At 67.9% G+C, this 14,292-nt stretch carries 11 protein-coding genes; 9 read left to right on the top strand and 2 right to left on the bottom strand.

All coding sequences use genetic code 11. From position 1 onward, the window contains the following. Positions 1 to 151 precede the first annotated feature (151 nt). The 4 genes from folE (at position 152) to ACVOMM_RS18220 (ending at position 6,430) form a co-directional block, all read left to right on the top strand. Entirely contained in the window at positions 152 to 763 is a 612-nt protein-coding gene (gene folE / locus ACVOMM_RS18235; protein ID WP_180876256.1) for a GTP cyclohydrolase I FolE, read from the top strand. A 112-nt stretch (positions 764 to 875) separates the two neighbouring features. Beyond that, positions 876 to 2,345, top strand: a complete 1,470-nt coding sequence (locus tag ACVOMM_RS18230; protein WP_053520046.1) for a DUF3375 domain-containing protein — start codon at positions 876 to 878, stop codon at positions 2,343 to 2,345. Beyond that, positions 2,332 to 3,033: a DUF4194 domain-containing protein gene (locus ACVOMM_RS18225; protein ID WP_053520047.1), complete on the top strand. Its 702-nt coding sequence runs from the start codon at positions 2,332 to 2,334 to the stop codon at positions 3,031 to 3,033. Before ACVOMM_RS18230 ends, ACVOMM_RS18225 begins: the two co-directional genes overlap by 14 nt. 16 nt (positions 3,034 to 3,049) lie before the next feature. Next, complete coding sequence (locus ACVOMM_RS18220; protein ID WP_065176260.1) at positions 3,050 to 6,430, top strand: ATP-binding protein; 3,381 nt, start codon at positions 3,050 to 3,052, stop codon at positions 6,428 to 6,430. Positions 6,431 to 6,535: 105 nt separating this feature from the next. On the opposite strand, the gene ACVOMM_RS18215 is transcribed toward ACVOMM_RS18220, so the two are convergent. Next, the gene (locus ACVOMM_RS18215) at positions 6,536 to 7,315 is read right to left on the bottom strand and encodes a sulfite exporter TauE/SafE family protein (protein WP_053520049.1); all 780 of its coding nucleotides are present in this window, start codon (positions 7,313 to 7,315) and stop codon (positions 6,536 to 6,538) included. A gap of 81 nt (positions 7,316 to 7,396) precedes the next feature. Between ACVOMM_RS18215 and ACVOMM_RS18210 the strand changes: the two genes are divergently transcribed. The 5 genes from ACVOMM_RS18210 (at position 7,397) to ACVOMM_RS18190 (ending at position 12,921) form a co-directional block, all read left to right on the top strand. Further along, on the top strand, positions 7,397 to 7,789 hold the full coding sequence (locus ACVOMM_RS18210) for a YchJ family metal-binding protein (RefSeq protein ID WP_180876259.1): 393 nt from the start codon (positions 7,397 to 7,399) through the stop codon (positions 7,787 to 7,789). 84 nt (positions 7,790 to 7,873) lie between these two features. Further along, on the top strand, positions 7,874 to 9,145 hold the full coding sequence (gene egtB / locus ACVOMM_RS18205; protein ID WP_481526601.1) for an ergothioneine biosynthesis protein EgtB: 1,272 nt from the start codon (positions 7,874 to 7,876) through the stop codon (positions 9,143 to 9,145). Next, a complete protein-coding gene (gene egtD, locus ACVOMM_RS18200; RefSeq protein WP_053520052.1) occupies positions 9,142 to 10,116 on the top strand; it encodes an L-histidine N(alpha)-methyltransferase in 975 nt (324 codons plus the stop codon). Before egtB ends, egtD begins: the two co-directional genes overlap by 4 nt. An 85-nt stretch (positions 10,117 to 10,201) precedes the next feature. Continuing rightward, positions 10,202 to 12,367: a lytic murein transglycosylase gene (locus ACVOMM_RS18195; RefSeq protein ID WP_481526600.1), complete on the top strand. Its 2,166-nt coding sequence runs from the start codon at positions 10,202 to 10,204 to the stop codon at positions 12,365 to 12,367. Beyond that, complete coding sequence (locus ACVOMM_RS18190) at positions 12,364 to 12,921, top strand: DUF2628 domain-containing protein (protein ID WP_128987796.1); 558 nt, start codon at positions 12,364 to 12,366, stop codon at positions 12,919 to 12,921. Before ACVOMM_RS18195 ends, ACVOMM_RS18190 begins: the two co-directional genes overlap by 4 nt. Here ACVOMM_RS18190 and ACVOMM_RS18185 read toward each other — a convergent pair. Then, positions 12,918 to 14,108 (bottom strand): benzoate/H(+) symporter BenE family transporter, encoded by a 1,191-nt coding sequence (locus ACVOMM_RS18185; protein ID WP_128987795.1) that lies wholly within the window; start codon positions 14,106 to 14,108, stop codon positions 12,918 to 12,920. The genes ACVOMM_RS18190 and ACVOMM_RS18185 overlap by 4 nt on opposite strands. Between the last annotated feature and the right edge of the window lie 184 nt (positions 14,109 to 14,292).

Below are 14,292 nucleotides of genomic sequence, written 5' to 3'. Positions count from 1 at the left end.
TTCTTGCGGCGTGTCCTGCCCGGCCTGCCCCTTCCCCCTCTCGCTCAGCAGCCACGCGGCGCCGGAATAACCCCCGATTAACCATCCCCACGGGACGACCCCCCCCCCGGTCAGGTACGATGCTCGCCCCCCGTTCGGGACGCTGTACGCAATGAGCAAGAACAACGAAAAGGCCGCCCCGCAGGGCGACGTGACCCAGGACCAGGCCGAGGAGGCCGTGCGCACCCTGCTGCGCTGGGCCGGAGAGGACCCGTCCCGCGAAGGCCTTCTGGACACCCCCCGCCGCGTCGCCGAAGCCTACGGCGACTGGTTCAGCGGTTACCGCGATGACCCGCGCGCCTACATGGAGCGGACCTTCGAGGAAGTCGCCGGTTACGACGAACTGATCGTCCTGCGTGACATCGAGTACGAGAGCCACTGCGAGCACCACATGGCGCCGATCATCGGCCGCGTGCATGTCGGCTACCTGCCGGCCGGCAAGGTGGTGGGCATCAGCAAGCTGGCGCGCGTCGTCGAGGCCTATGCCCGCCGTTTCCAGGTGCAGGAAAAGATGACCGCGCAGATCGCCCAGTGCATCCAGGATGTGCTGCAGCCGATCGGCGTCGGCGTGGTCGTCGAAGGAGCCCACGAGTGCATGACCACCCGCGGCATCCACAAGCGTGGGGTCAGCATGGTCACCTCCAAGATGCTCGGCAGCTTCCGCGACGATGCGCGCACCCGCGCCGAGTTCCTGCGCTTCATCGAAGTGGGCGGCAAGCGCTGAGCCGCTTCTCCGCGTATCGCCGGCCCATGGTGGCCGGCCTGCCCACGGCTGTCCCCGCGACGGCCGTGCGTGGCTGCCCGCAGCCGCCTGTCTTTCCCAATCCTCTCGCTGCATGAAGCATCGCGAACGCATCTCCCGCTACCGCCACCTGCGCGAACAGCCCCAATGGAAGCTGCTTGCCGCCGACCACGCGCCCGAAATCATCGGTCTGCTGCAGAGCCTGCTGATGGACGGCGAACGCACCTTGCCGTCCTCGGTGCTCAACGAGCGCCTGCAGCGCGCGCTGGACCAGCTCAATGGGGACGAACTGGCCCGTGACCTGCCGCGCACGGCGCAGGCCTACATCGCACACTGGCTGTCCCAGGGCTGGCTGGAGCGGCGGTTGCCCGAGGGTGCCGACCAGGAGCAGTACGAACTGTCGACCCAGGCCCTGCAGGCGATCCGCTTCGCCGACAGCCTCGAGCAGGCGCGCGTGGCTGCCACCGAGAGCCGCCTGGCACTGGTCATCGAACAGCTCTCGCAGCTGGCTGCACAGACCGAATCCGACCCCGACGCACGCCTGTCTGCGCTGCGCGACGAGCGCGACCGCATCGACGCCGAGATCGCGCGGGTCAGCGCCGGTCGTGTGGTCGCCCTGGACGGCAAGCGTGCACTGGAGCGCGCCCGCCAGATCATCGGTCTCGCCGACGAGCTGACCGAAGACTTCCGCCGGGTGCGCGACGGCTTCGAGCAGCTCAACCGCGAGTTCCGCGAGCGCATCATCGATGACGAAGGCGAACGTGGCGATGTGCTGTCGCAGCTGTTCGAGGGCGTGGACGTGATCGGCGAAAGCGATGCCGGCCGCAGCTTCCAGGCATTCTGGCGCCTGCTCAATGATGCCGAGCAGAGCGCGCAGCTCGATGCCGCGCTGGAAGCCGTGCTGGCACGCGGCTTTGCACGCCGCCTGGATCGCAACGAGCGCAACTTCCTGCGCAGCTTCACCAGCACCATGCTTGAACGCGGCGGCCAGGTACACGATGTCCTGCAGAATTTCGCGCGCAGCCTGCGTGGCTTCGTGCAGAGCCGCGGCTATCTTGAACAGCGTCGCCTCAATCAGCTGCTGAAGCAGGCCCAGTCCGAAGCGCTGGCCCTGCGCGACGAGTTCCCGGCCCAGCGCACGATCGGTCGTGACCTGCAGTTGACGACCAGCCGGCTGCGTTCGTGGTCGCAGTGGAAGCTGCACGACCCCCGCAGCGCCCAGGTCGATGGCAATGTCGAGTACAACGACGCGGCCAGCATCAGCCTGGAGAGCGTCGGTGATCTGGTGGCCTCGTCCGAAATCGATTTCCGCACCCTGCGCCGCGACCTGCACGACCTGCTCGATGCACAGCCGCGGCTCAGCATCGCCCAGGCGCTGTCGCAGCGCGAAGCGCCGCAGGGCCTGGGCAGCGTCATCGGCTACCTGTCGCTGGGCACGCGCTTCGGCAGCGTGGTCGCTGGCGAACAGGAGCTCGCCGAATGGCGTGGCGGCGACGGCCAACTGCGCCGCGCACGCATCCCGCTGGTTTGGTTCACCCAGGAGAGACGCCATGAGCTGGCATGAAGACCCCATCGAAGCACCGTCTGCCGACCAGGCCGAGGACGCCTACGAGGCCGAGCCGGCGATGCTCGAAGCGCAGCCACGGCGCGGCAACAGCGTGTACTACCTGGGTGATACCGGCCGCCTGCCGCTGGATGCCCGGCGCGCGCTGTGCCAGCTGCTGATCGGTCCCAGCATCGACCAGCTGCGCCACGCCAAGCTGTGGCCGGCACTGGTGCGCAGCGAGGCGGGCATCCGTTCAGCGCTGTCCGACCTGTTCCTGGAACTGGTGCTCGACCGCGAAAGCGGTGTGGCATTCACCCGCCAGGCCGACACCGAAGACGTCGATGCACCGGTACTGCTGCGGACCTCGCCGCTGACCTTCATCGACTCGGTGCTGTTGTTGTTCCTGCGCCAGCAGCTGGCTGAGGCCGACGCGCGCGGCAACCGCGCGGTGGTCGCCGACGCCGAGATGGCCGAAGCACTGGCCATCTACGAGAAGAACCTGTCCACCGACCGCGCCGGCTTCAACCGCCGCGTTGCATCGGCCGTGCAGAAGATGAAGGACAACCACATCCTGACCCGCCTGAGCGGCCAGGACGACCGCCACGAAGTCTCGCCGGCGCTGAAGCTGCTGTTCTCCGCCGAAGACGTGTCCCAGCTTTCGGCGGTGTACCGCCAGCTGCGCGAAACCCCGGCCGCCGAAGCCTGAGAGACCCGAACACCGCATGGCCATTTCCAAGCACACCCCCGCCCTGTTCAATGAAGGCCTGCCGGACCCGCGCCTGCAGCAGTTCCGCATGCGCCGCCTGCAGGTGCACAACTGGGGCACCTTCAACGGCCTGACCGAAGTACCGATCGCCGAGCGTGGCTTCCTGTTCGTCGGCCGTTCCGGCTCGGGCAAGTCGACCCTGCTCGATGCCATGTCCGCGCTGCTGACGCCGCCGGCCATCGTCGACTTCAACGCGGCCGCACGCGAAGCCGAGCGCAGTGGCCGCGACCGCAACCTGGTGTCCTACGTGCGCGGCGCGTGGGCCGACCAACAGGACAGTGGCACCGGCGAGATTGCCACGCAGTACCTGCGCAAGGGTGCGACCTGGACCGCACTGGTGCTGGAGTACCGGGCCGGCGACGGCCGCGTGGTCAGCCTGGTGCGCCTGTTGTGGATCTCCGGCAACGGCACCTCGGCCGGCGACGTGCGCAAGCACTACATGATCGCCGAGCGTCCGTTCGACATCGCCAAGGATCTGGGCGGCTTCGATCTGGACCTGCGCAAGCTCAAGCAGAAGCTGGCCGACGTCCACCACTTCGACACCTTCTCCGGCTATGCCGAGCGCTTCCGCGACCTGCTCGGCATCGACAACGAGATGGCGCTGCGCCTGCTGCACAAGACGCAATCAGCGAAGAACCTGGGTGATCTCAACGTCTTCCTGCGCGACTTCATGCTCGACACGCCGAAGACGTTCGACGCCGCCGAGCGCCTGGTGAGTGATTTCGCCGAGCTTGACGGGGCCCATCAGGCGGTCGTCACCGCCCGTCGCCAGGTGGAGACGCTGTTGCCGGCGCGCGCCTATTACGCCGATCTGAAGGAAATGCACCGGCAGCGCGGTGACGACGAGGCACTCAAGCTGGGCGTCGACAGTTTCCGCGAGAGCCGCCGCCAGGCGCTGATCGAAGCGCGCCTGCGCGAGATGGACGTGCGTGACCGTGGCCTGCTGGGGGAAGAGGCGCAGCGCCGCGCTGCGCTGGACAACCACAGCGAACGCCTGGCCGAGCTGGAACTGCAGCGGCGTCAGCAGGGCGGCGAGCGCATCGAAGAGCTGGAGCGCGAGCAGGGCCGCGCCGAAGCCGAGCGCGATCGCCGCAAGGCCAAGCGCGACCAGGCGCAGGAAGCCGCACGGAAACTGCAGGCCGAACTGCCCGACGATGCCCATGGCTTCGCCGAACTGGTCGAGCGTGCGCAGAACGAACTGCAGGATCGCCAGCGCGCTTCGGCCTCGCTGGACGATGCCATCAGCGAGCGCCTCGGTGGCAAGCGCGATGACGAGCGTCGCTTCGCTGAAGTACGCCTCGAACTTGACGCGATGCAGCGCACGCCCTCCAACATTCCGGCGCCGATGCAGAAGCTGCGTGCACGGTTGGCGGAAGAGACCGGCATTTCCGAAGTGGCGTTGCCGTTCGTCGGCGAGCTGATCCAGGTCCGCTCCGAGGAACAGGGCTGGCAGGGTGCGATCGAACGCGTGCTGGGTGGCTTCGCGCTGTCGCTGCTGGTTGACGACAAGCACTACAACGCGGTTGCCGACTGGGTGAACCGCACCCACCTCGGCATGCGCTTCACCTACTACCGCGTGCGCCGCAACGACGAGGCGTTCGCCCGCGAACCATCGGCGAAGTCGCTGCTGCACAAGCTGGAGCTGCGCGACCACGTGTTCGAGAGCTGGCTGCGGCGTGAGCTGGGCAAGCGATTCGACTACGAATGCGTGGATGCCAGACAGCTGCGCAACGTCGACCGCGGCATCACCCGCGAAGGCCAGGTCAAGCATCCGGGCGACCGCTTCGAGAAGGACGACCGCAGTGCTGTGGGCGACCGCCGTCGCTGGATTCTCGGTTTCAACAATCACGACAAGGTCGGTGCGTTCGAACGCGAGGCGCAGGAACTGGCCAAGCGCATCGCCAGCTGCGAGACCGATATCGCGAGCCTGCGTGGCCAGCGCGATCGTGACAACGAGCGCCGCCTGGCCTGCCACGAGCTCGCGGGTATCCAATGGAACGAGATCGACGTCGCCGCGCCCCAGCAGCGCCTGACCGACATCGAAGCCAGCCTGCGCGACCTGCGCGAAGGCAATGCCGACCTAGCCAGGCTGGCACAGCAGATCGACGCCGTGCGCGCCGACATCGAGCAGGCCCGCCGCACCTATGAGGATGTCCGTGTCGAGCGCGGCCAGCTGGTCCGGGAACGTGACCGCCTCGACCGCGCGCGCCAGCAGAGCCGCGCGCTGGTGCTGCCAACGCTGGCCGAAGCGCAGGAGAGCGGCCTGGCAGAGCGATTGCAGCAACAGGGCCCGCTCAGCCTGGAAACGCTGGAAGCGCACATGCGCCAGGTCAGCAACGCGCTGAACGAACAGTTGTCGTCCTCGCAGCAGGACCTCAACCGTATCGAAAACCAGCTGGTCGGCTGCTTCCGCCGCTTCATCCAGCAGTGGCCGGAAGAATCCGGCGACTTCACCGCATCGGTGGCGTCGGCCGAGGACTTCCTCGCCCGCCTCGACCGTCTCGAACGCGATGGCCTGCCGCAGCATGAGGAACGCTTCTTCGATCTGCTGCAGAACCAGAGCAAGAACAACCTGCTGGCCCTGCAGCGCCACAGCGCCGAGGCCCGCAAGTCGATCGGCCAGCGCCTGGACGAAGTCAACGCCAGCCTGGAGCAGGTGCCGTTCAACCGGGGCACCCTGCTGACCATCGAATTGAGCGACCGCCGGCTGCCGGAAGTGCTGGAGTTCCAGCTGCAGCTGCGCGAAGTGCTGTCGCAGCAGCAGACCGAGCAGCGTGAACTGGCGGAGTCACAGTTCACCGTGCTGCGCCAGCTGGTCAACCGCCTGGGTTCGCAGGAAGGTGAGGACAAGCGCTGGCGCGAGCTGGTTTTGGACGTGCGCATGCACGTGGAGTTCATCGGCGTCGAACTCGATGCGGAAACGCGCCAGCAGGTCGAGATCTACCGCAGCGGCGCCGGCAAGTCCGGTGGCCAGCGGCAGAAGCTCGCCACCACCTGCCTGGCCGCAGCGCTGCGTTACCAGCTCGGCGGCGCTGACAGCCAGCTGCCCAGTTACGCGGCGGTCGTGCTCGACGAGGCCTTCGACAAGGCCGACAACGAGTTCACCGCGCTGGCGATGAACATCTTCGACAACTTCGGTTTCCAGATGGTGGTCGCCACGCCGCTGAAGTCGGTGATGACCCTGGAGCCCTTCATCGGTGGTGCCTGCTTCGTCGAGATCAGCGGCCGCCACGATTCGGGCGTGCTGCTGATCGAGTACGACGAAGAAGGAAGGCGCCTGAAGCTGCCCGAGCGCAGCCGCCAGCAGGCCAATGAACCGGAGGAAGCCGAAGCCTGACCGCCTCGGGCAATCCACCTGTAGAGCCGAGCCATGCTCGGCTGCTCTTCGCGACCTGAAACAACGTGCCAACCAAGGTTGGCACCTACCATTTCATAACGTCCCTCACGAACCGCGGAACGTATCCCACGCCATCCGCGCGATCAGCACCACCACCAGGCCCACGAACAGTTTGCGGATGAACGGCGTGCCGCCTTTCAGTGCCAGCCGCGTGCCGACCACCGAACCGATGATGTTGGCCGTGGCCATCGGCAGCGCGAACAACCACAGGATGTTGCCGGTCGGCACGAAGAACGAGATTGCCGCCATGTTCGTCGCCAGGTTCACGACCTTCGATGCGGCCGACGCACGCAGGAAGTCCAGGCCGAAGAAGCGCACGAACAGGAAGATCAGGAAGCTGCCGGTGCCTGGCCCGAAGAATCCATCGTAGAAGCCGATCGCAGCGCCGATCACCAGCGCGATGGTCAGTTCGCGCCGGCCGATCTCCTGCGGCCGGTGCAGCGCGCCGAAATCCTTCTTCCACAGGGTGTAGGCCAGCATCGCCACCAGCAGCACCAGCACCAGCGGCCGCACGGCATCCTTGGGCAGCAGGCTCACCGCCGTAGCCCCGGCGAACGAGAACACGAATGCCGTGCCCGCGGCGAACAGTACCGGCTTCCAGGGGAACCGCACGTTGCGTGCATAGCGCCACGCCGCCGCCGCCGTGCCGAACATCGAACTGAACTTGTTGGTACCGAACAGCATCGCCGGCGTCTGCTGGGGCAGCACGGTGAACAGGCCGGGCAGCTGTACCAGTCCCCCTCCACCCACGGCAGCATCGACCAGGCCGGCAATGAAGGCGATCACCACCAGCCACCACAACTCGGGGGGAACCAGTTCCAGCACGGGGATCATTCAATGTGGGGGCGCGACAGCATACGCCTATCGCCGATGGATGCCCGACGTGACTCGAGCGACAATACCCTCATGAGCCGAAACCCTGCCGATTCCTGCCCCTGTGGCCTCGCCACGGACTACGCCGACTGCTGCGGCCGCTTCCATGCCGGCGAGCCCGCACCGGACGCCGAGCGCCTGATGCGCTCGCGCTACAGCGCGTACGTACGTGGTCTGGCCGACTACCTGCGGGCCACCTGGCATCCGGCCACCCGTCCCGCCGAACTGTCACTGGACGAGGCGCCCGGCCAGCGGACGCACTGGCTTGGCCTGACCGTCCACGAGCACCAGGTGAATGGGCCCGACCATGCCGAAGTGCGATTCACCGCCCGCTACCGGGTGGGCGGCGGCAGTGCGGTGAAAATGAACGAGCGCAGCCGGTTCGAGCGCATCGACGGACGCTGGTACTACCTCGACGCGATCTGAACCGGTTACGCGACGGCATCGATGTGAACGACGCGATGTCACGCCATGACGTTGCGCTCACCCGCACCGCTGGATGCTGGCTGCATGGACAGCGCTACCGTCGCCGTCGCTGCTCCGCAGCGTGAACTCGCCCACCGCTATGCGCAGACGCGCGCCCGCAGCGTGCTGCTGGCCGAACCGCTCAGTGCCGAAGATGCCATGCTGCAGAGCATGGCGGACGCCAGCCCGAGCAAATGGCATCTGGCGCACACCACGTGGTTCTTCGACCGCTTCGTGCTGGCCGGTCTATCCGGCGCACCGGCACGTGACCCCGCGTGGGACTACCTGTTCAACAGCTACTACAAGAGCATTGGACCGGCGCATGCCAGGCCGCAGCGTGGCCTGCTCTCGCGCCCGTCGCTGCAGCAGGTACTCGATTACCGGCAGCAGGTCGATGCACACCTGCTGACGCGTCTCCGCGATGGCGATCTTGACGATGAAGCCCTGCAGCATCTCCAGCTGGGCCTGCAGCACGAGCAGCAGCACCAGGAGCTGCTGCTGACCGACATCAAGCACGCGCTCTGGTGCAATCCGCTGCATCCGCCCTACCGCCAGGACCTGCGCGCCGCCGTCAGCGTAGCCAGTCCGCTGGGCTGGATCGAATCTCCCGAGCGCATCGTCACCGTCGGCGCACCGGCGTGGCCACAACACGCCGCCTTCGCCTTCGACAACGAATCGCCACCGCATCGCGTGCTGTTGCCGGCCCACATGCTGGCTGATCGACCGGTCTGCAACGCGGAGTACCGGGACTTCGTCGAAGCCGGCGGTTACCGCGATCCGCGCTGGTGGCTCAGTGAGGGCTGGGCTCTGCGCGAAAGCGAGGACTGGCAGCATCCACTCTATTGGGATGATGCCCTCCAGCGCGAATACACGCTCGGCGGCTGGCGCGACCTCGACGCGCATGCGCCGGTGTGCCATCTCAGCTACTACGAAGCCGATGCGTATGCCCGCTGGGCCGGTGCGCGCCTGCCCAGCGAATTCGAGTGGGAGGCCGCCGCGACGTCGCAGCCGATCGCCGGCCATTTCGCCGAGGACGATCATCTGCATCCTGCTGCAGCACAGGGCAGGGGACTGCGGCAGCTGTTCGGCGACGTCTGGGAATGGACCGGCAGCGCCTATGGCGCGTACCCCGGATTCCGTCCGTTCGCCGGCAATCTGGGTGAGTACAACGGCAAGTTCATGTGCGGGCAGTGGGTCCTGCGCGGCGGCAGCTGTGTCACCCCGCGCGGGCATGTGCGCGCCAGCTACCGTAACTTCTTCATGCCACCTGCGCGCTGGCAGTTCTCCGGCCTGCGCCTGGCGAGGGATCTGCCGTGAGCACCGTACAGGATGCGCTGCAGGCGCTGACCGATCTGACGCCCAGCCGCGAGCAGATCCTCGCCGACACACTGGCCGGACTGTCGCGCACTGCGCGCCAGCTGCCGTCGAAGTACTTCTATGATGCGCGCGGATCACGCCTGTTCGAACAGATCACCCACACGCCGGAGTACTACCCCACGCGCACCGAGCTGGCCCTGCTGAATCGGGTGCTGCCGGATATCGCACGCGTGGTGGGCCCGCGCCTGCACGTGGTCGAGCTGGGCAGCGGCAGTGGTCGCAAGACCGCGCTGTTGCTGGCCGCGCTGCAGGATCCCGTGGCCTACACCCCCATCGAGATCTCCCGGGCGGCGCTGCTGTCGAGCATCGATCACCTCGCTCCCGCGCTTCCCGACGTGGAAATGCTGCCGGTCTGCGCTGATTTCACCCGGCCGGTGGACGTGCCCGCACCGGAGCGCGAGCCCGCGCGGCGCCTGCTGTTCTTCCCGGGGTCCACGCTCGGCAACTTCGCCGGCGAGGACGCCCTCGCCCTGCTGCGGGCCATGCGTCAGACCATGGGTGACCACGGCCTGGCCCTGATCGGCATCGACCTGCACAAGGACCCCGCGCTGATCGAAGCCGCCTACAACGACGCCGAAGGCATCACCGCGGCATTCACCCTCAACCTGCTCGTCCGCCTCAACCGTGAGGTGGGCAGCGACTTCGATCTGGACGGCTTCCGCCACCGTGCCCGTTACAGCACCGAACGTCTGCGCATCGAGACCGATCTGGTCAGCCAGCGGGCACAGGACGTCCACCTCGATGGCCGCACCTTCCACTTCGAGGCCGGTGAGGCGATCCGCGTCGAGTACAGCCACAAGTACACCGATGATGGCTTTGATGCGCTGGTGCGGCAGGCCGGCCTGCAGGTTGCGCAGCGCTGGGACGCTGACAGTCCAGCTTACGGCCTGCGGCTGCTGCGTACGCTCTAGAGAGGCCAACGGCCGGCCACTGCTTCAGCATCGCCGGTCGCTCAGCCTCTAGTATGGTGTCAGCACCGGCAACACGGAGGACGCCATGCCCACCCTGACCGCACTCGGCCTGGCCGCGGCACTGGCCGCGCCGTCAACGGCGCCCGACCTGACCCCGCCCGATCCCGCGTTCACCCGGTGTCTGGCACAGCTGCAGGCAACGGCAGCTACCCAGGGCATTGCCGCAGACCGCTTCGGTGCGATCACCGCCGACCTGCGTCCTGATCCCAGCGTGCTCGGCTTGCTGGATGCGCAGCCCGAATTCTCCACCCCGATCTGGGACTACCTGGCTGCACTGGTGGACCGCCAGCGCGTCGACGATGGACGGGCCATGCTGCAGCAGCACCGCGACCTGCTTGATCGCATCGCCGCGCAGTATGGCGTCGATCCGGTCACCATCGTCGCCGTCTGGGGCGTGGAGAGCGACTATGGCCGTGTATTCGGCAAGCGTCCGCTGCTGCAGTCGCTGGCGACGCTGTCCTGCGCCGGCCGGCGGCAGGCGTTCTTCCGTGGCGAACTGCTGGCCCTGCTCACGCTGATCGATCGCGGTGATCTGCAGGCTCAAGGTCTGACCGGGTCCTGGGCCGGCGCGTTCGGCCATACGCAGTTCATGCCCAGCACCTACGCACGCATCGCCGTCGACGGCGATGGCGACGGTCGCCGTGACCTGGTCGGCAGCATTCCCGACGCACTGGCGTCTACCGCCAACTATCTCAAGCGCGCCGGCTGGCGCACGGGAGAACCGTGGGGCATGGAGGTGCGTGTTGCCGACGGCTTCAATACCAGCCTGGCCGGCCGTACCCAACGCCGGTCACTGGCTGAATGGCGTACGCAGGGCGTGACAGCGCTGGACGGCAGCGCGCTGGCTCCGGCGGGGCTGGCTGCCGGCGCGCGGGCGGCACTGCTGCTGCCCGCCGGCATCAAGGGGCCGGCCCTGCTGGTGTTCCGCAACTACGATGCGATCTACAGCTACAACGCCGCCGAAAGCTATGCGCTGGCGATCGCGACGCTGGCTGATCGCCTGCGCGGCGGCAGCGGCCTGGCCACCGCCTGGCCGACCGATGACCCCGGGCTGGGCCGTGATGAGCGCCGTCAGCTGCAGACCCTGCTGCTGGCGCGGGGGCATGATATCGGTACCGCTGATGGCATGATCGGCACAGCCAGCCGCCGGGCGATCCAGGCCGAACAGCGCCGCCTGGGATGGAGCACGGCCGATGGACGAGCCGGCCAACGCATCCTGCGCGCGCTGCAGAGCGCGGCGCCGCCTGCGGTGGCCTCCACCCGCTTCACGCTTCCCAGCAACTACAGTGCCGTGCAGTCGCCGGCCATACGGAGTCGATCCAACGTGCAACAGATCCAGGGCGTACGCAGTGGCCAGTTCCAGGGGCTTGATGCCTGGCTGGTGGAAACCCCCCAGGCCACCGCAGCCATCAGTGTGTTCGGCGGCCAGCTGCTCTCCTTCGTACCCAAGGGGCAGCCCGATCTGCTGTGGCTTTCGCCACGCCGTGCCGCATTGCCGACCCCCATCCGCGGCGGCAGCCCGGTGTGCTGGCCGTATTTCGGGCGACAGGGGCAAGGCGACGATGTGCCCGCGCATGGTTTCGTGCGCACCCTGCCGTGGGAGCTGAAGGAGGCCCGCCGGCTGGACGACGGCAGCATCGAACTCGTATTGGCTCCCCCTGCATTGGACAACCTCGCTCTGCGCCTGGCCATGACCGTGCGCATCGGCCGTGAACTACGGCAGCAGCTGGTGACCGACAATCCCGGCACCGTGCCGGTGACGATCACCCAGGCGCTGCACAACTACTTCCGCGTGGGCGATGCCAGCAAGGTCGAAGTCGATGGCGTGGACGGGCTGGAGTATCTGGACAAGTTCGAGAACTATGCACAGGCGCGGCGCCAGCAGGGCCCGTGGTCCCTGCGCGATCCGCGCGACCCGGGTCGCAGTGACCGCATCTATACCGGGGCAGGTGGCCACTACGTCCTGCGCGATCCGGTGCTGAAGCGTCGCATCACGATCCGTACCGAAGGCAGCCGCTCGCTGGTGGCCTGGAATCCTGGCGCGGAAGCGGCAGCGAAGATGGCCGACGTGGGCGACGGCTGGCGCGATTACGTCTGCCTGGAAGCGGCCAATGCCGGGCCCGACGTGATCACCATCGCACCGGCCGGTCGCCACGTGCTGGTACAGACCTTGTCCAGCTCGCCACTGTGAGTGGACATCCCGCCACGGATGGCAATCCCTACGCTGCGCCGGTTGCCGGCGATGCGCCGTCGAGCCTGGACGCCGCAATGGCGGTCTATGACCGTCATCCACGGCTCGCCCGCGTGGTGGCCGACAACTTCGCTGTCTATGCCGAGTTGTGGCGGCTGCGTCGGGATCCGCCGGGCTGGCCGCGTCCCTGGAACTGGGCCGCGTTCCTGTTCGACTTCAAGTGGCTGCTGTACCGGCGTATGTACGGCATGGCGGTGGCCTACGTCCTGATCAGCATGGTGGGGGGTGCCGCCATCGTGCTGGCCGGAATGGACGACGCGGCGATATGGGGGTTGACGTTGGCCTTGAAGATCGCAGTGTCACTGGCGGCCAATGCGCTGTATCTGCGCCGCTGCAGGGCGGTGATCGCCCGCGCCGAAGCCGCCGGCGCGGGTGACGGCGCACGCGTCGAGGCCTATATCGACCGGCGCAGCGGCGTCAGCCGGCTGGCCCTGGGCCTGGGCATCGTGTTCAGCGTCGCACTGCAGGCGTTGGACCTCTTCGGCGGCGCCTAGCTGCGGGGCTCACGTGGCCGCAGGACCAGCAGGCACAGCGCGCCAGCGACCAGCCCCCAGAAGGCGGAACCGATACCGGCCAGCGACATCCCCGACGCAGTGACCAGGAAGGTGACCAGTGCCGCCTCGCGGTCGCGCTCCACCGCCAGTGCGCTGGCGAGGCTGTTGCCGATGGTGCCGAACAGTGCGATGCCAGCCACGCAGGCCACCAGCTCCCGCGGGAACGCGGCGAACAGTGCGGCCACGGTGGCGCCGAACAGGCCGATGACGATGTAGAACACACCTGCCGCCATCGCCGCGGTGTAGCGCCGGGCAGGATCCTCATGGGCATCGCGGCCCATGCAGATGGCTGCGGTGATCGCGGCCAGGTTCAGCGCATAGGCACCGAAGGGGGCCAGTACCGTGTTGACCACGCCGATCCAGCCGATCAGCGGCGATACCGGGGCGTCGTAGCCGGAGGCGCGCATCACGGCGACGCCGGGAATGTTCTGCGAGGCCATGGTCACCACGAACAGGGGCAGGGCGATGCCTGCCACGGCAGTCCACGACAGGGAGGGGGTCACCCACTGCGGGACCGCCAGCTGCAACTGCAGCTGCTGCGCGTGCAGCAGACCGCGGCTGGCTGCGACCGCGATGCCAACCAGCAGGGTCGCGATCACGGCGTAACGCGGGAACAGGCGCCGGCCAGCCAGCCAGGTCGCGAACATCGCCAGGGCAAGTACCCTCTGGCTGTCCATTGCGACGAACACATCCAGGCCGAAGCGCAACAGCACACCGGCCAGCATGCCCGCCGCCAGCGCCATCGGCACACGTTGCATGAGCCTGGCGAAGATGCCGGAGAAGCCGGCCAGCATTGCCAATGCCGCAGCAAGCAGGAACGCGCCTGTCGCCTCGGAGAGCGAAGCGCCGCCGGCGCCCACCACCAGCATCGCGGCACCGGGCGTCGACCACGCGGTGACCACCGGTACCCGATAGCGAAGTGACAGCCCGATGCAGGTCACGCCCATGCCCAGTCCCAGCGCCCACATCCAGGATGCGATATGGGCCTGATCGGCACCGACCGCCTGCGCGGCCTGGAACACGATCACCGCCGAACTGGCGAAACCCACCAGTACGGTGATGAAGCCGGCAACGATCGCCGGCATCGATAGATCCCGCCACCATCCGTGGCGCACCTGCGTACTCATTGCCTGCTCTCCCGTGTGCATCCCTGCATTGATAGCGCCTGCGGGGGGGGGGGGGGGGGGGGGGGGGGGGGGGGCGGGGGGGGGGCGGGGGGCGGGGGGGGGGGGGCGGGCGGGCGGCGGGGGGGGCCCCGGGGCGGGCGGGGGCGGCGGCCGGCGGGGGCGGGGGGGGGGGGGCGGGGGGGGG

The organism is Stenotrophomonas sp. STEN009 (genome assembly GCF_056760395.1).
Note: the sequence above shows the minus strand (reverse complement) of the source record. Positions and strands in the feature narration are given on the sequence as shown.